The sequence below is a fragment of the Chlamydiota bacterium genome, assembly GCA_012729785.1.
Lineage (GTDB): Bacteria > Auribacterota > Tritonobacteria > UBA1439 > UBA1439 > UBA1439.
This window is the reverse complement of the sequence record JAAYCL010000040.1, coordinates 1-18657: the sequence shown is the minus strand read 5'-3', so window position 1 is coordinate 18657 and position 18657 is coordinate 1. Positions and strand designations below refer to the sequence as shown.

The 18657-nt window shown below is 65.3% G+C and carries 7 protein-coding genes; all 7 read left to right on the top strand.

What is annotated here, in order from left to right; genetic code table 11:
* Positions 1–31: 31 nt before the first annotated feature.
* A complete protein-coding gene (locus GXY35_10315; GenBank protein NLW94970.1) occupies positions 32–5344 on the top strand; it encodes a hypothetical protein in 5313 nt (1770 codons plus the stop codon).
* A 255-nt stretch (positions 5345–5599) separates the two neighbouring features.
* Complete coding sequence (locus GXY35_10310; GenBank protein ID NLW94969.1) at positions 5600–8077, top strand: hypothetical protein; 2478 nt, start codon at positions 5600–5602, stop codon at positions 8075–8077.
* 750 nt (positions 8078–8827) lie between these two features.
* Positions 8828–10114 (top strand): MBL fold metallo-hydrolase, encoded by a 1287-nt coding sequence (locus GXY35_10305; protein NLW94968.1) that lies wholly within the window; start codon positions 8828–8830, stop codon positions 10112–10114.
* Between the two features lie 176 nt (positions 10115–10290).
* The gene (locus GXY35_10300; protein ID NLW94967.1) at positions 10291–11751 is read left to right on the top strand and encodes a hypothetical protein; all 1461 of its coding nucleotides are present in this window, start codon (positions 10291–10293) and stop codon (positions 11749–11751) included.
* 255 nt (positions 11752–12006) lie between these two features.
* Positions 12007–13452, top strand: a complete 1446-nt coding sequence (locus GXY35_10295) for a hypothetical protein (GenBank protein NLW94966.1) — start codon at positions 12007–12009, stop codon at positions 13450–13452.
* 437 nt (positions 13453–13889) lie between these two features.
* Positions 13890–15326, top strand: coding sequence for a hypothetical protein (locus tag GXY35_10290; GenBank protein NLW94965.1), 1437 nt, complete (start codon positions 13890–13892; stop codon positions 15324–15326).
* Between the two features lie 358 nt (positions 15327–15684).
* Positions 15685–18063: an MBL fold metallo-hydrolase gene (locus GXY35_10285; protein ID NLW94964.1), complete on the top strand. Its 2379-nt coding sequence runs from the start codon at positions 15685–15687 to the stop codon at positions 18061–18063.
* Positions 18064–18657 lie beyond the last annotated feature (594 nt).

Below are 18657 nucleotides of genomic sequence, written 5' to 3'. Positions count from 1 at the left end.
TATGCCCGTTTCACCCCAGGGGCCTGAACCGATGAGCCGTTTTCCCTTCAGCGCGCGCAGCACGCGGTCTCTCCCGTTTCGCCCGTTCCTCCTCGGCCTGCTCGTCACGATCGGCGCGCTCCTTGTCGCCGTCCCCGGCTCCGCGCAACTCAGGATCTACGTCCTGGACGTCGGGCAGGGCGACAGCGTGCTCGTCGTCGCCCCGAACGGGAACGCGATGCTCGTCGATGCGGGGAAGACGGGAATGGGGGCCGCGGGCACCCCCACCAATATCGTCTCGTTTATCAACAGCAAGATCAGCGGCGGCGAGATCACGAGGTTCAACTACGTCGTCTCCACGCACTACGACGCCGACCATATCGGCGGGATGGGAGGGGCGGACGGCGTCATCAACCATACAACCCTGCCTCCGGAGACCGCCTACGACCGCGGCGGGAGCGCGGGGACCGTGCAGTACAGCGACTATATCGCCGCCATCGCCGAGAAGGGCACGGTCCGCGAAACGCTCCTCCCCGGAGAGATCTTCACGCTCGACGCCGGGGCGGGGGTCACGGTCACCTGCGTCGCGGCGGGCGGGTACGTGCTCGGCCACGGGCTGATACCGGGCGCGACCGACGAGAACGAGCTCTCGATCATGCTGCTCCTCAGTTACGGCGGCTTCGACTACCTGTTCTCGGGGGACGTCACCGGCGGCCTCGTGAGCGGCGAGTCGGACATCGAGGGGCCCGCGAGCGAGGCGATCCAGAACACCCTTCGGCGCGGGATCGACGTCGTCCAGGCCGGGCACCACGGGAGCCACACGGCGAGCAGCACCGGCTTTTTGACCCGCATCCGGCCAGAGAACGCGATCATCTCCGTAGGGAACACCAACCCGTTCGGCCACCCGCGCCAGGAGGCGCTGAACAGGATCGAGAACTTCCCCCGCCTTCTTCCCGACAGGCCGGATCTGCGGCCCGCCGACGGCACCGGGGTGCTGAACATCTTCCAGACGTCGGAAGGGCTCGGCGGGTGGTCCGAGAGCGTGAAGACCGCGGGCACCACCGACACGGAGGGGATCCTCATCAGCTGCGCCAACGGGATCAACTACACCATCCAATCGCTCAACGGCTCCTCCATCGCCCAGACCGCCTTCATCGCCGACGACGTCGCCGCCCCCAACGACATCGACGGCGACGGTCTGCGGGACGCCACCGAGGACAAGAACGGGAACGGGGCCGTCGACGGCGACCTGAACGCGAACGGGGTCGTGGACTGGGACCTGGGCGAGAGGTTCACCGAGTCCAACCCGCGGGCCGCCGACACCGACGCCGACGGCATCGCCGACGGCGTCGAGGATTGCGGGAGCGACGGGACCCCCAATGTCCTCGAATCCAACTTCAACCCCGCGACGAATCCCGATCCGGCCGGCGACGACTACCACCGCACGACCAACCCGGCCGGAACCGAGGGGAACGCGGTGCGGGACCCCGGGGAACGCACGAGCTCCATCATACCCGACTTCGACGGCGACGGTCTGAAAGACGGCGAGGAGGACACGAACGGCAACGGAGTCCTCGACGCCGGCGAGACCGATCCGACCCTTGAGGACAGCGACGACGACGGGGTGAGCGACGGCACGCTCGGTGTCGGCGGGATCCTCCCCGGCCCCGACGCGTTCCCGCTCGACCCCGACGAACAGTGGGACACCGACGGCGACGGGATCGGGAACAACGCCGACACGGACGACGACGACGACGGCATCCCCGATTCGTACGAGACCGACACCGGCGTCTACGTGAGCCCGACGGACACCGGGACCGACCCGCTGCTCGCCGACACCGACGGCGACGGGGCGCTCGACGGGTTCGAGGTGGACAACGGCTTCGACCCGCTCAATCCCGCCAGCTACCCGAAGGTGGTCATCAACGAGATCCTCTGGAACCCGACGGGGGACGATGACGGGAAGGAGTTCGTCGAACTCTACAACCCGCAGAGGTCGGCGATCAACGTAAGCGGATTCATCCTCCAGTGCGGCTACACCGCCGACTTCTTCGACAACGTGGCGATCCCGGACGGCACCGTCATCCCGAGCAACGGCTACTACCTCATCGCCGAGAGCGAGTCCGTCACGGACATCAACGGGTACCCGCCCGACCTGGTGACGGACCTCGAACTCCAGAACGCGGGCGACGGCAACTCCGACGGGGTGCGCCTGGTCTCGCCCACGAAGGCGACCGTTTTCGACTGCATCCTGTACGGTTCGGTGACGCATACCCTCCCCCCCGCGGGCGCGGCGACGGACGGCCTCCTGAACGCCCCCGAGGGGCAGAGCATCGGCCGCGTGGTGCCGGGCGTGGACAACGACATCCGGAGCGACTTCCGCCAGGTCGCCGCCCCCAACCCGACCGGTTCGCACAGCAACCCGCACTACCCCGGGGTGAACGTCAAGATCAACGAGGTCTGCTACGAGCCCGCGGGCGACGACTCGACGCAGGAGTGGGTGGAGCTCTACAATCCCGACGACCGGACGGTCGACATCAGCGGATTCAGGATCCAGGCGGGGGGCTCCTCGTTCACGCCCAACGGGGATGCGTTTCCCGACGACACCGTGATGTTGATGTTCCCGAAGAGCTATCTCCTCCTCGGCCGGAGCGGGGTCGCGGCGGCCGACTGGAACGGCCTCGGGGTGACGGCGTTCCAGAACGGCGACCAGTACACCTACTACGACGGCGCATGGCACTACGCACCGAGCCCCGCGGACGGCATACGCCTCATACTCCCGGCGAACGAGACCGGCACCCCCATCGCCGTCGATACCATCCTCTATGACGAGCCGAACGACAGCAATCTTCCCGGGGACTCGGCGGGGCAGAATCTCATCCCGGACTTCGACGACCCCGACCACCTCGACGAGGGCTTCAGTCTTAGCCGCAGTACGCCGGGAGTGGATACGAACGACACGTCGGGGACGGCGCCGTACTACGACTGGGTCTTCCTCGCCGCGGGGGCGATGACCCCCACGGGGAGATACGCGGACACCGACGAGGACGGCATCGCCGACATCTTCGAGCCGTCGGGAGACCCGGACAATGACGGCCTCCAGAACGCCCAGGACACCGACAGCGACGGAGATACGATCCCCGACCCGATCGAAGACGCGAACCAAAACGGGGACTACGAACCGGACGGCGTCACCTTCGCCGGAAGCGCCTACTACCGTCCCTACCACACCCCCGCGGAGACGAACGCCTATGCCGTCGACAGCGACGGCGACGGTCTGCGGGACGACTTCGAGGTCGACGGAGGCCTCGATCCGCGCGACGACGGAACGACCGGCGAATCGGCGCCGGGGCTCAAGGACGGGCCCCACGGCGCCGCCGGCGACCCCGACGACGACGGCCTCACCAACCTCCAGGAGTATCTGGGGAAAGACGGCCTCCCGCCCGCCCCGGATCTCCCCAGCTTCGCCACCGACAGCACCGACCCGCTGAATCCGGACACAGACGATGACGAGATGCCGGACGGATGGGAGATCGCCAACAATCTGAACCCGCTCGACCCCGCCGACGCCCCGCTCGACCCCGACGAGGACGGACTCTCCAACCTCTCCGAGTGCATGAACGGGACCGCCCTCGGGGACGCCGACAGCGACGACGACGAAATACAGGACGGCTGGGAGGTGGCCTGCAGCCTCGACCCGCTGAACGCCTCCGGCCCCAACGGCGCCGCCGGCGACCCCGACGGCGACGGCCTCACCAACCTCCAGGAGTACCTCGGCCGTGACGGGAATCCGCCAGGGATCACCGACGACTCCACCAAACCGCTCAGCGCGGACTCGGACGCCGACGGCCTCACCGACGGCGTCGAAACGGCCACCGGCGTCTACGTGAGCCCGACGAACACCGGCACCGATCCCAACGACGGCGACACGGACGGCGACGGGCTTCCCGATGGATGGGAGGTGCTAAACTCCCTCAGCCCGGTGAGCGCCGCGGGGGACGACGGGGCCAACGCCGACCCCGACGGAGATCAGCTCTCCAACAGATGGGAGTACAACAGCGGCATCAATAGCACCGACCCGCACGATCCCGACTGCGACGGCGACGGGATGCAGGACGGATGGGAGTTCGAATACGACCTCGACCCCAACGACGAAACGGGCGCCAACGGCCCGGACGGGGATCCCGAGGGCGACGGGCTGAAGAATGTCGTGGAGTACCGGTACTGGACGAACCCGTTCTCCACCGATACGGACGGCGACGGGTTCTCCGATTACGACGAGATCGTCCGGTTCGACAGCGTGCCCACAAGCGCCGCATCGCCCCCGTATGCCCAGGCGGGAGATCTCCTCATCAACGAGTTCTTCGCCGCGCCCACCGGCGATACCTATAGCAACGCCGACGGCTACGGCGCGGTCGGGGACAGCGACGCCGACGAGTTCATCGAGTTCGCCAACGTCCGCTCGTACGCGGTCCGCCTCGGGGGATACCGGGTGACCCAGGAAACCGACCCGGCGAATTGGTCTTCGAACTACGACAAGACGTTCGCCGCGAACACCGTTGTGCCGGCGGGGGAGGCGATCGTGCTGTTCGACGACACCGCCACCCCCACGGGCATGTTTGGCTATGCCGCGAAAACCAAAGCGGATAACGATCTCGGCCTGAACAACAATTATGACACCATCATGCTCTGGGGCAATACCGGGAACACCGTCGTGGACACCTTTACCTATGGCAGCACCGCGACCGGGTACTCGAAGGTCCTCAACCCGGAACTGAACACCGGTCACACCTTCGCGAATCATCCCACGACAGGCGCGCTCCGCTGCTCACCCGGGAGGACGGCGGCCGGCGCCGCGTTCAACGATCCCGACGACGACGGCCAGCCGAACAGCGTCGATAACGACGATGACGGGGACGGCGTCCCCGACGTATGGGAACTCTACTTCGAAACCGATCCGATGGACGGGGGTTCGGTCCCCGGCGACTCCGACGGGGACGGCCTCCCCGACGGCGACCTCGACAACTCCGAGGAGTGGATGGACGAGGACGACGACGACGACCGCGTCGACGACGCGGACGAGATCGGATACGACGGCATATCCGGCTACGACCCGTACCACCCGATGGATAATCCGGACGGGACCGACATGGATATCCACCGATCGGACACGGACGGCGACGGCTACTCGGACTTCATCGAGTTCAGGTTCAACGGAAACCCGGTCGACCCGAACGTGGGGCCGCGCGGACCGATCCTGATCAACTACCAGCCTTCGTCCCACACGGCCGCCGAGTCGTTCGCGTGGGACAAAGGCCAGGCATTCTCCGCGGAGATCAACTACGGCTGGATCACCGCCCCGTAGCGCGGCGGTCGACCGGCCTCCCGGCCCCTCGCCACCGCGTCCCTCTCTGGGGGCATTATCGGCGTTCCGGAAGCTATCGATGCGACCGGGTGCGCCCGACAGAACCGCACACTCCTCCCTCATGGATGGGTAGAGTATTCGGCATTGCCGCTCTTTTGTATTGTCCAGACCGCAGATGCATGGTACAGTCTTTAACGGAAGGCGTTCCGTGCATCCCGGCCGTACCTTCCCCCCTGCCCGCACAAGAGGAAGACGATGAACCGTACCCCGAGGTATCTGTTGCTTGCGGCCCTGCTCTCCTGGAGCGCCCCCGCGTCCGCCCAGCATCTGGAACTCTGGACCATCTGGGGGGGCGGCGGGAGCGGGACGGGTACGGTGATCCGGGGCCCGAACGGGAAGGTCGTCCTGTTCGACGAAGGCGGGGGGGCACCCTGGGCTTCCCAGTGCAAAGCGCTCCTCCTCTCCCAGGGTATCCCCTACATCGACTATGCGATCGCCGGACACTACGACAGCGATCATATCGAAGGCCTCGACGACCTTGTGAGCCAGATGGGGGGGCAATCGAAGTTCGGGATCTACTACGACCGCGGCGGCACCCTGACACAGAGCGGCGGCATCTCCTCCAACTACATGAATACCGTGAATGCCGTGCCGGGGAAGCGGGCAACCGTCTCCGTCGACGGTTCCACGGACATCGACCTCGGCAACGGCGCGATGCTTCGCTTTCTTACCGCAGGCGCCCCCGATACGACCCCCCTCCTGTATGTGCGGGACCGCGAAAGCGTTTCGTCGGGGACGGAAAATGACCAGTCCATCACCTGCCTCGTGACCTACGGCGGGTTCGACATGTACCTGGGAAGCGACGCGGAGGGGACCAACGAGGCGCAGGCCGCCCTCGTGATCGGAGAATACGGACTCGATCGAGGCGTGGACGTGATGCTCGTGGATCACCACGGCTCGTATACCTACGGCATCAGCTCCCCCTCCTTCATCGGGGCGCTCGATCCCGAGGCGGCGATCATCTCCGTCTGGCCGAACGCGTTTCAGCACCCGCGCCGGGAGACGGTCGACAACCTCTGGGACGTCATCGACCGGGGCATCCCGAGCATCATCCGCCTGAATCCGGGCGACGACACCCCCCCGAACGACTCCTGGGCGCCCGAGGATACGTACCCGGAGTGCTACACCAGCAACAACCACGTGCACGTCCGGACGGACGGGAGCTACTGGTCGATCGCGGCGCTTCCCGTGGGCGAGGACCCGATCCCGCTGATCACCGGCCATGACACCGACGACACCCCCCTCGGCCAGCCGACCTGGACGCCGACGAACACGCCGACGCCGACGCCCCCGCTCGCAACCGCGACGCCCACGCCAACCGTCGCCGCCGGCTCGGTCGTCATCAACGAGATCGCATGGGGGGGTACCGCCGCCTCCACCTCTGACGAGTGGATCGAGCTCCACAACACGACCGGGGGCCCGTTCAACCTCTCGGGGTGGAGCCTGCACAAGGCGGGAGGCGCCACCGTGTACTGCACGCTCACCGGCACCATCGAGGCGAACGGCTTTTACCTGGTCGAGCGGACCGACGACACCGCGGTGAGCGACATCTCGGCCGACCGGATCGGAGGGAACGGTCTGCACAACTCCGGCGAGCACCTCACGCTCCAGTTCGGCTCGACAATCATCGACGAGGTTAATTGCGCGGGCGGATGGTTCGCGGGAAGCGCCTCGCCGTCCTACTACACGATGGAGCGGAAGGATCCGGCGGTCTCCGGGAATCTCGCCGAGAACTGGGCGCAGAACGACGGCGCGACCCTGAACGGCCTCGACGCCAACAGCAATCCCCTGAACGGCACCGCGCGCGTTCAGAACAGCGTCTATGCCGGCGGCGGGCCCGCGGCGACGCACACGCCCACGGTGACGCCGACCGCCACGCACACGGGGACCAGCACCCCGACCCCCACCGTGACTCCGACCCCGACCAACACGCCCACCCGTACGCCGACCCGCACCCCCACCCCCACGCCGTCTCCGACGTCGACCCCGACGCCCGTCGCGGCCGGGGTTGTGGTTATCAATGAGGTGGCCTGGGGCGGGACCGCCGCGGGCAGCACCCACGAGTGGATCGAGCTCCACAATACCACCGGCGGAGAGATATCCGTTGCCGGATGGAAACTCCACGAGAGAGGGGGAGTGACTGCGATCATCACCCTCTCGGGGACCATCGCACCGAGCGGGTATTTTCTCGCGGAGAGGACGTCGGATAACGCTGTGAGCGACCTACCTGCGGATACCTTCGGGACCTTCAGCGGGAGCGGCCTTTCCAACTCCGGCGAGCACCTCACGCTCCAGTTCGGCTCGACGGTCATCGACGAGGTGAATTGCGCGGGCGGATGGTTCGCGGGAAGCGCCTCGCCGTCCTACTACACGATGGAGCGGAAGGATCCGGCGGTCTCCGGGAATCTCGCCGAGAACTGGGCGCGGAACGACGGCGCGACTCTGAACGGCCTCGACGCCAACGGCAATCCCCTGAACGGCACCGCGCGCGCCCAAAACAGCGTCTTCAGCGGCCCCACGCCCACGCCGACACCTACCCCGTCCCCCACCCCGTGGGGAAACCCATGGAAGATCAGCTTCCAGCCCGTGGGTTCCAGCCCGCCGTACGACTATGTGCTGGAGGACGGCTCCGGCAGCGCCGAACCGCCGCATCCATACGGATGGATGGACTGAACGCCGGGACGCCGAACGGCGGAACGCGTGCGTACGCAATCCGCGGGTCGATCCGTCTGCATCATCATCGTGTCTCCCGCGCCGCCTTCCGCTTTCCCGCGTACCGCCGAACTCTCCTTTCCCGCTTTGGCGGATGACCTATCCGTCGCTGTGGATGCGCACGGATATACCCTGTTCTCCGCCGGGGACCTGCATTCTGTCTCGGAGCCGGGAGATCCCGCCCTCCCCCGGCGCATCGTCAAAGCCCTCCTCCCCCCCGGGCCGACATCTCCGTGATGTGGGTCTTTCCGAAAGGCGCCGCGTCCAATCCACCGCCCGGACGACGGTGGAAGACAACGCCCGCCGCTCCCTCGACGCAGAGAAGATCGCCCGGCGGACCGATCCGTTTTGATCCCGACAGCGACGCGGATTGCCTCTTTGAGGGCGAGGAGGTCTTCACCTATCGTGTTGCCCCCCCCTGAGTCCCAACGGAGACGGGGACGCACGGAGCGACATGATCGAGGCGGCGGGGGGGAGCGCCCCGATGACCCCCGGGCGGACCGCCGGCCCACCCCAGGCGCGGATCAACTGCCAGCCCGCGGGGCGTCCCCGCCCCGGGGACTTCGCCCCCTCCTCCGGCGCGGCACACAACCGCGTGCCCGGCTGCGGCCGGCTCTGCCCCCCCGCATTTTACACTGCCTTTACATTCCCATGACACGCTCCGCGTCCGGATGCTGCATCTTGGAGATGGAACGATGGGAGGGCACGGCCATGAGACGCGCGCGCGGAGTCGCGGTTGCGGCGGCGATGCTCGTTCTCCTCATCCCGGGGGGTGCACGCTGCGGAGAGCTCCAGATCCACGTCATCGACGTCGGGCAGGGATCAAGCGAACTTATCATCGGCCCGGACGGGACGACCATCCTCATCGACGGCGGTACGAGCGGCAAGGGGACGAGCAACGTACTCCCCTACCTCAACAACCTATTCCCTCCGGGGGGGCGCCACCTCGATTACGTCGTCTGCTCGCACGACCATAACGACCACTACGGGGGTCTCAACAGCGTCCTCAACGGAGGCTATACCGCGGGCGCAGTATGGCACTGCGGAGTGAACGCTGGATTCGGGCGGGGAACGGCGATCGGGGTGGGATCCCCCATCCCGCTCGGCGAGGGGGCATACGCCGCCTGCGTGGCGGCGAACGGCCTGTTCATCGACGGCGCGTACGTCGCCCCAAGCGCGAGCGACCCCAACAGCCGGAGCGTCGCACTGCTGATCGAGTACGGCGACTTCGACTACCTGACCGCCGGCGACATGCCGGGCACCCGGGAGGACGAGCTGGCCTGCGCCCTCGTCTCATACGCCAATCCGTCGGGGCATCCGTACCATTCCGACGCTCCCTACCTGAGCGCGGAGAGCGGTGTCGACGTCCTCCATGCCAACCACCACGGAAGCAAGACAAGCTCCCTGGCCTGCTATCTGAACGCGATGAAGCCGGAGATCGCCCTCATCAGCGGCGGCACCGCGTACAACCACCCGACCCAGGACGCCGTGGACCGCCTTCTCGGCAGGGCCGTCTACTCGTCCTGCGCAAGCCTGGCGGGACGGCCGACGGGCGTCACCGCCGCGGGGGCGCTCGTCTACCGCACCACGGCGAGCGGGCAGGAGTGCCCCTGTGCGCGGGAAACCGACTGCCCGAGTGTCGGCGACATCGTCATCACCACCGACGGCCAGTCCGCCTATGCCGTGCAGACATCCGAACTGGACCCGGTGCGGATAGCGCTCGACGAGGGGTTCCTCAACGTCGACAGCGACGGCGACGGGCTCACCAACGCCGATGAGGAGGGGTTCTGGCATACCGACCCGCTTCTCCCCGACACCGACGGGGACGGCTATACCGATTACATGGAGGCGATGTGCGGGAGCGAGCCGAACCTTCCCGGCTCGACACCCGTTCTCAGGGTCAGCTTCCAGCCGGGAGACGCGGACGCCCCTTCAGATGCGATGCCCGCCGCGGTGGAGGATTGGAGGACGGGAGCGGGCTTCGGCTGGGCGCGTTGAGGTCCCCTCCGGGGGCGTGGGAATCGTCGGGTCGCCGAAAATTTCCTGCCGAAAATTTCCTGTTGCGCCCTCCGTCTTTAGACAGTATCATGAATTGGGAGGTCTCGCCCGGGGTCGACGAATGTACCGTGCGGCAATTAGCCCGCGCGGCACACGGGTGATGGGGGTTTCGTGCCATGCTGTCGCCAGGTCGCTGCACCCGGTGTTTAACCCTCGCCGTCTGTTGTTTCCTCCTCTCGACGGCGTCCCCAGGCGGTTCGGTCGCGCGCGCCGACGAACTCCGCGTGATGAGCTGGAATGTCAGCAAGCTCACGACGAAGGCCGGGATAGAAACGGTGCGGATCATCCAGGGGCTACAGCCCGACGTGGCGTGCCTCCAGGAATGGTACGTCGACTACCCGGGTGACTACGACTTCGACGGCTGGGTCAGCACCGCGTTCGGGGCGGAGTTCGTCTACCATCGGGCTTCGTCCGGCTACCAGCCCAACGGCATTGTCAGCAGGTGGGATATCCTCTCCTCCGGGAGCTGGCCGGACCTCCAGAGGGCGAACTACTACCACGACTGGGCGGTCATCGATCTCCCGGGCGCCACCAACCTGCAGGTCGTCAGCGTGCATCTCCACTCCTCGGATGAGGCGATCCGGAAGGCGCAGATCAAGGATGTCATCGACTATATCGAGACCAACTTCTCCAACAGCCACTACCTGATGCTCGGCGGCGACTTCAACACCGCCAACCGGACCTCGGAGCCGATCCCCACCCTCCTTAACAGCACGAACTGGTCCGGCTCGTGCTGGGTCACCACCTCGGACGGCACGCCGACCGACCAGGCCGGGGGCGACGACGACACCAACGTGAATCGCACCTACAATTATGATTGGCTTATCCCCAACACACTTTTGGGCGCCGAGATCATGAACCTCGATCTCGGCGAGGACAGCGGCGCCTACGCCGGCGGCATCGTCTTCGACAGCCGTGTCTTCACGCCCCTCTCCGCGGTCGCTCCGGCGCAGTACGGCGATACCGCCAACGGCGACCAGGATCACTGCCCCATCATGAAGTCGTACGACGTGCTCCCGGCAACGACCCTCGTCGACGAGGATTTCGAAACCTCCTGGCCCCCACCCGGATGGATCGACGAGGGCGGCGATACGAGCGACTGGTCGACCAGCCAGTCGCACAGCCCCAGCCACAGCGCGCGCTTCAACGCCAACGGCGACTACCTCATCACCCCCCTGCTCTCGAATCCGGGCACGCTGTCCTACTACATGTACGCAACCGCGGGCTCAACGAGCTTCAACGTGCACTACTCCTCATCGCCGAGCGGGCCGTGGAATACTCATCTGCCGGGCTCGCCCACCACCACGGACTACGGCGCCAGCTTCAAGAAGGAGACGTTCGATCTCTCGTCGTATTCCAACATCTACCTGCGATTCAGCCGCGGAACGACCAAGACCTACTATCTCGACGACCTCCTCGTCACACTGGGGGGCGGCGCGCCGCCGTCGTCAGGGAACACCGTGAAAATCAACTTCCAGCCGTCTGGCGCCGATCCCCCGACAGGCGACTGGATGCGCGACTGGGGCAGCGGCAACAACGGCTTGTCCCACGTCCCGCCGTACAGCTTCTCCTGGTAGACGCCGCCGTTTCCCGCCGCATGCGCGCCGGCCCCTGCGCATCTCGAATCGCCAGCCGGTCGTCTCGTCCGTCATTCGGCGCAGTGCACGGACCCGCTTCACGCGGAACGGGCACGGGGGTTCTTTCGATTTTTGACGAACGGCGCATATAATTGTTTGCATCCTCACCCTTCCTGGGGTATATTACTCTACAAATAGCGGGGGTTGTGCCCCCCGCACGGTGGCCGCGTTCATCCGTAGAAGAGGCAGGGCGGTATGCGCACGCTCATTGCAGCCGCGGTTTTTCACCTCCTGGCCGCCTGTGCCGCATTCCCGGCGTTCGCCGAGGGGATCCTGACGATCACCACCTACGGCACAGGCAGCGAGGGGCATCTCATCACCTTCCCCGACTCGACGACGATGTCGCTCGACTGCGCCGACGGGGACATCACCACCATGTCGCATTTTCACTCCGACCATTGCGGCAGTTCCTGTGAATCGAGCGCACAGTACCACCGGAACAACACCAAGCCCGGGGATATCCTCTACGACAAGGACGGCGTGATCGTGGAGTGCGTCGCCTCCAACCAGAAGGTCATTTCGACCGGGTGGAAGACGGCGGGGTGCAAAGACGTCGACGAAAACGCGTACAGCATGGCGTTGCTGGTCAGCTACGGCGGCTTCGACTACCTGTTCACGGGGGATATGTATGGCGCCACCGAGGTGCCCCTGGGCGAGGCGCTCTGGGCGGCGGGGGTCGGCGTGGATATCCTCAAGGCAAGCCACCACGGCACCGACACCAACAACTCATCGAGCGTGGAGTACCTCGAGTCCATCTCACCCGAGTACGTCGTCATCGCCGGAACCGCCACGAGCCCCAACGCAACCTCGCTGGCCGCATTCAAGTCGGCGGGGGTTACGAGGATCTACTACGCCCCGAACTACACGTCGTCCAACGACATCGTCTTCCGGGCGAACGGCGACATCACGGTCACCACCGACGGCGAGACCTTCTCCATTTCCGGGTCCTCGTTCAACCACGGCCCCTATTGGGCGGACGAGGCCTCAGCGACCCCCACGCCCACCCCCACCCGGACGCCGACCCGCACCCCCACCCGGACGCCGACCCGCACCCCCACCCGGACGCCGACGCGGACACCCACCCCCGCCCCCGGCGGCGGTGTGGTGCGCATCAACGAGGTGTGCCCCTTCTCGAGCCCCGGCGAGTATGTCGAGCTCTACAACCCGGGCGGTTCCGCGATATCGCTGGCCGGCTGGCAACTCGACGTCTACGGAGGCGACTACACCTTCACCTCCGCGCATATCATCCCGGCGCGCGGCCATTTCCTGATCTCCGACACGAGCCCCATCAACGGCGTCGCGGCCGACGTGAAGACGAACATCAATATCACCGACAACGGCGCCAACAGCTTCGCCCGGCTGCGCAACGCCTCCTCCACCGTCGTGGACACGGTGGGGTGGGCCTCCTCGCCGTACTACGAGGGGACGCGCCTCGGAAACCTGGCCTACAAGCGCGTGTGGCGGCGCGCGGCGGACGGCGCCGACTCGAACAGCAACGCAGCCGACTTCGTCACGGTCGATCCAGACCCGAAGAACACCACGTCTTCCCCCCAGTCGTCGATCGTATTCAGGGTGAGCTTCCAGCCGCACGACGTGTCTCATCCCGGCGGGGAATGGATCGTCGACTCGGGGAGCTGGTAGGCGCTGCACACCGCATCCTCCGATTCGGTCCTTGCTCCTGTTCCCTTGTGCCTTTGCAGTACCCCTATCCTCTTTTTTGGATCCCTCGCGGGCTTGACAAATCGCCGCACGGCTGCCGCCCTTGCATTGTCCACCCGCGGCAGTCCTGTTCAACCCGCGGGACCGCGTTCTCAATCGCTTGCACGAAAAGGCGATATGCCGCCCGAATCTAAACCTCCGCGGGGGATGCGAACGTATCGTCTGGGCCACGCCGACAGAACCGCGCTTTCGTGTTACAACCCCTTGCGCGGCAACGGCAATATATATCCGCGGCTCCTTGACAAGGGGCCGCGGGAAGGGTAAGTTTTGAATGGCAGGATCAGGATACTGTAGGGTTGTGCAGTCAAACCGCCCGTGCTGGGGTGTAAGTAGGAGATTTTGCAGTAGGAGTTTATGCAATGGTATACAGGTCTATCACCGCACCCGTGTTCGCACTGCTCCTCGCTGCGCATACCGCCGCCCCGCTCTTGGCGGGCTCCCTGACCATCACCACGTATAACACGGGCAATGAGGGGCATCTCATCACCTTCCCCGACGGAACCACGATGTCGATCGATGCGGCGACCGGAGACGTCACCACCAGGTCTCATTTTCACAGCGATCATGGCGCCGTCTGCGGGGATCCGCTGCCGGACCACCACCGGAACAACCGCAAACCCGGGGATATCCTCTACAACAAGGACGGCGTGATCGTGAAGTGCGTCGCCTCTAACGAGAAGGTGACTTCAACCGGTTGGACGCAGGTGGGCTGCGACAGCTCCATCGAGAACGCTAACAGCATGGCATTGCTGGTCAGCTACGGCGGCTTCGACTACCTGTTCACGGGGGATATGTACGGCGCCACGGAACGGCCCTTGGGAGAGGAGCTTTGGGATAAAGGCGTTGACGTGGATGTCGTCAAGGTGAGCCATCATGGAACCTACACCAACGATTCTTCAAGCCTGGCGTACTTCGACTCCATCCAGCCCGAGTATGCCGTTATAGCCGGCAGCGGGTCAAAACCGTATGAGTCGACACTGCAGAATCTGGAGGATGCGGGCGTACAGGCGATCTACTACGCCTACGCCTACGCAGCCACGACATTCGAAAATAGTTACCCCGTGCACAGGGCGAACAGCAACGTCGTGGTCAGCACCGACGGCTCCACGTTCACCATCTCGGGAGGAGGCTTCAGCCATGGTCCATATTTGGCAGACAGTTCTACCTTCCCGCACTTCCCCACGGCGGAGCCGGTGAGGCTCGCCTACACGAGTTTCGAGGGGGATCCGGCCGATCTCGCCTACACCATCAACACCGTCGGCACCAACGATCCGACCGGCGACGACTGGGGGGTGGAAGCGCTCCGTCCGCGGACGGGCACCTACAGCTTCGCCGCGGAGGACTGCGACAACGTCGGGAAGATCACCTTCGGCCCCGTCCCCGTGGCGGGGAAAGCCGACGTCAGGATGAAACTCCACATGCGAACCAGTGGAAACCAATTCGAGAATGACGAATGGGTGCGTGCGTACGTAAAGGCGGACGGCGTGGCGCAGGATCCGTTCCTGGAGGAGACGGGCGGCGACCTCGACACCATCACCGAGTACAGGGAGTATTCCGGCAGCGTGCCCGCCGGCACGGACAGTATCGAGATCGTCTATGAGGTCTACACGAACGCCAATAACGAAATCGCCTATCTCGACGACGTGGAGGTCACCTCTGCCTCGCCGGTCGCCGCGTGGAGGATCAACTTCCTTCCGGTGGAGGCCGTATCGCCGACCGGATGGTACAGCAATGCCGGGGGCGCGGTGCTGAACGGTCCGAAGGACGGCATCGCGTTGAACCACGGCTGGAAATAACCGAAGGGACGGGTGCCGCCCCCCTCGGAACTTTTCGTGCGGAAACAGCGTGAGTTTCTGCGTGCCGCGTGAAGTACCCCCGTCCCTCTTCCGCTCCACGCGCTCCCTCGCCCGCGTTCCCTGCCCTCTCAGAGGGTGGAAATGTCGCCGTGGGTACCCCCACAAGGGGGATGCGGATGAAACGCCATCCCGCGCGGTAGAGCCGCGCGGCTACGCTGTAACAGATTGCAGCGCAATGAGAATATATTTGCATGCCGCGCCCTTGACACCACCTGCGCGCACGGGTATATTGTCGTAAATCCGCAGTTCGAATCCGATGGTGTAACCCTGTGGGGGTTATCCACGACAGGAGTGCTCAATGGGACACAGGATCGTCTTGGTGAGCCTCGCGGGACTGCTCACCGCATTCGCTTCGCCGGACGCCCTCGCCTGGAACGCGGACCAGCTCATTATCCACCATATCAACGTCTCCTTCGGCGACGCGACGTTCATCGAGTTCCCCAACGGCGTCACCTGGCTCATCGACACGGGCAACTCCGACTCGGACGGCGACACAATCTTCAACTACATCTACAACCTCGGCTACACAAGCTCCATCGACTATCTCTCCGCCAGTCATTTCCACGCCGACCATGTCGGCGGTGCGGATATGATCATCGGCCCCCTCGTGGACGGCTACCTGAACTATTCGACGGCCGCCTACCACCACGCGGGGTCGCAGGTGGGCGGCGACAGCGGCGCCACGACCACCTGGCGCACCCTGACGAACGGCTCCTATGGCCCCGCGGCGGCGATTCCCACGCCCGGCGCGTCCTGGAGCATCGGCGGCGTCACCGCGGAATGGCTGGCCGTGAGCAACACCTCGACCGGCAAGAGCACACTCCTCGACGGGACCACCGTTTCGCTGAGCTCGAACGAGAACAGCTATAGTATCGGCCTGCGCCTCTCGTGGAACGGCTTCGACTACTTCACCGCGGGCGACATGACGAGCGACGTCGAGGACGTGCTCGGCCCCAAGACCGCGTCGAACAACTACGACGTCCTCAAGGTGGGCCATCACGGATCGAGCAGCTCCTCGTCCCTTACCTTCCTCAACGCCATCAAACCCGAGGTGGCGGTCATCTTCGTCGGCTCCAGCAACTCCTACAGCCACCCCGCCTCGGGCACGCTCAGCAACCTTGTGAACTCCGGCGTCTCGTGGATCTACGCCACCGCCCGCGGCAGCAGCTCGCCGAACCCGGTCTCGAAAATGACCTACGTCGAGGACACCATCGTGGTGACATACACCAACTCCACGAACCGATATACCGTCACGGGCGGTTCCCGGAATGACGCCTACGACGCCGACGAGGGGTCGAGCGGCGCGACCCCGACCCCCACGCCCACCGCAACCTCCGCGGGGCCGACGGCCACGCCCACCGTGACCCCGACCTCCGCGCCGGGCGCGGTGGTGGTGAACCAGGTGGGGCCGTTCAGCACCTCCTCCGGGGGCCTGGGCGAATACGTCGAGCTCTACAACTCCAGCGGCTCCGCCGTGAACCTGGACGGGTGGCAGCTCGACGTCTACGGCAACGACTACACCTTCACCTCCGCGCACAGCATCCCGGCGCACGGCTTCTTCCTGATATCCGACACGAACCCGACGGGCGACGTGACCCCGGACGTCCACACCGATATCAACATCGCCGACAACGGCGCCAACAGCTACGCCCGGCTCCTCAACAACTCCTCCGTTATCGTCGACAGGGTGGGATGGGCCTCCGCGTCGAGCGCATACTACGAGGGGACCCTGCTCGGCACGCTGGGGTCCGGGAAGGCGTGGAAGAGAACGTCGGACGGCCAGGACACGGGCAACAACCTGATCGACTTCTCCGAAATCAGCTGCGCCCCGCGGAACAGCGCGTACGGGATGCCGACCGCAACCCCGACGATCACCCCGACACCGACGCATACGCCGACGCCGACGCATACGCCGACGCCGACAATCACCCCGACGCCGACACCGACGCCCCTGCCGTACCTCCGCTTCTCCGACGATTTCCCGTCGACTGTCCTCGACGCCTCGAACTGGACCGTCAACGTCGGGGAGGCACAGAGCGTCTCCGACGGCGATCATCCCGGCTACGCGCTCAACCTGAACGGCCAATCCACGGGCGGCGACAGGATCGAATCGAAGGCGATCGACCTCGCGGCGCAGACGGCCGCGACGCTCACGTACGCGTACGAGCGCGCCGGTTCGGGGGATTCGCCCGAGATCAACGACGACCTCATCGTCGAGTACACAGACTCCTCCGGCACGTGGATAGAACTCACCCGGTACTACGGCTCGGGCGCCGACATGAGCGACTACGTCGTCGTGAGCACGGCCCTCCCCGCCGCCGCCCTCCACGCCAACTTCCGTTTCCGGTTCAGGAGTGTCGGGACGAACCATTCCCGCCGCCACGACGACTGGTTCGTCGATGACGTCGAGGTCCGCGGAAACGTCTACATCGGGCCGACCTGGACCCCGACGGTGACGCCCACGAGCAGCCCGACGCCAACCGTCACGCCAACGCCGACGATCACGCCGACGCCCACGATCACGCCGACGCCGACGGAGACGCCGATCGTGTCGCCCACGCCGCTCGAGATGAAGATCAACTTCCAGCCCGATCCGGAGACGGTCTCCCCGCCCTACGGGTGGATGCTGGATTGGGTGGAGGGATGGGAAGGGGCGGAGATACTCGGCTGGCATTGATCGGTTCCCTCTTCCTCCCCGCGCGGAGGGCCTGCCTTCCTCTCCGCCGCGCTTTTTTGAGTTGGTTGCGCTGCCTCCCCGTGCAGCCGGCTCGTCTCCTCGCGCATCCGTGGGGAGGGAGGGGTTCAGCACAAGGCCTTTTCGCGGAACGGATACCCTGCTGTGGTCCCTATGAAGAGGGGAATGCATGCCTCCATCCTGCGCATTTTTCATTGCGCCGGCGCCTTGCGCTCGAAATACTTTTCGGTTGATCTCCTGCTTGACACGGCAGCGTATTTCGGGCACATTACAGCGATAAAAGTTCCTATCTGCATTGCTCTCGGTGATTCTAGATTGTGTGCTAACGTGGGCATCTTGAGATGTGCCGGAACTGATTCGCGTTCGGCATGTGTGCGCGGAGCCGTATCCCCATGAAACGAGCCCTGCTATTTGTATATGCGGGTTCGATGTGCGGCCTCTTCTGTATCGCACTTATTCCCTCCCCAACTTATTGCCAGGTAACCAGCTTCCCCTATAGCATGGGTTTTGAGACAGGACCAAGCGGCAGCGCCATATCTGAATCGTATTGGGGACAGTACGGGTCCAATTGGACAT

Excerpts from the sequence above, each read along its gene's own strand:
- GXY35_10315 (NLW94970.1), top strand. The coding sequence starts at position 32 with ATGAGCCGTTTTCCCTTCAGCGCGCGCAGCACGCGGTCTCTCCCGTTT.
- GXY35_10310 (NLW94969.1), top strand. The coding sequence starts at position 5,600 with ATGAACCGTACCCCGAGGTATCTGTTGCTTGCGGCCCTGCTCTCCTGG.
- GXY35_10305 (NLW94968.1), top strand. The coding sequence starts at position 8,828 with ATGAGACGCGCGCGCGGAGTCGCGGTTGCGGCGGCGATGCTCGTTCTC.
- GXY35_10300 (NLW94967.1), top strand. The coding sequence starts at position 10,291 with ATGCTGTCGCCAGGTCGCTGCACCCGGTGTTTAACCCTCGCCGTCTGT.
- GXY35_10295 (NLW94966.1), top strand. The coding sequence starts at position 12,007 with ATGCGCACGCTCATTGCAGCCGCGGTTTTTCACCTCCTGGCCGCCTGT.
- GXY35_10290 (NLW94965.1), top strand. The coding sequence starts at position 13,890 with ATGGTATACAGGTCTATCACCGCACCCGTGTTCGCACTGCTCCTCGCT.
- GXY35_10285 (NLW94964.1), top strand. The coding sequence starts at position 15,685 with ATGGGACACAGGATCGTCTTGGTGAGCCTCGCGGGACTGCTCACCGCA.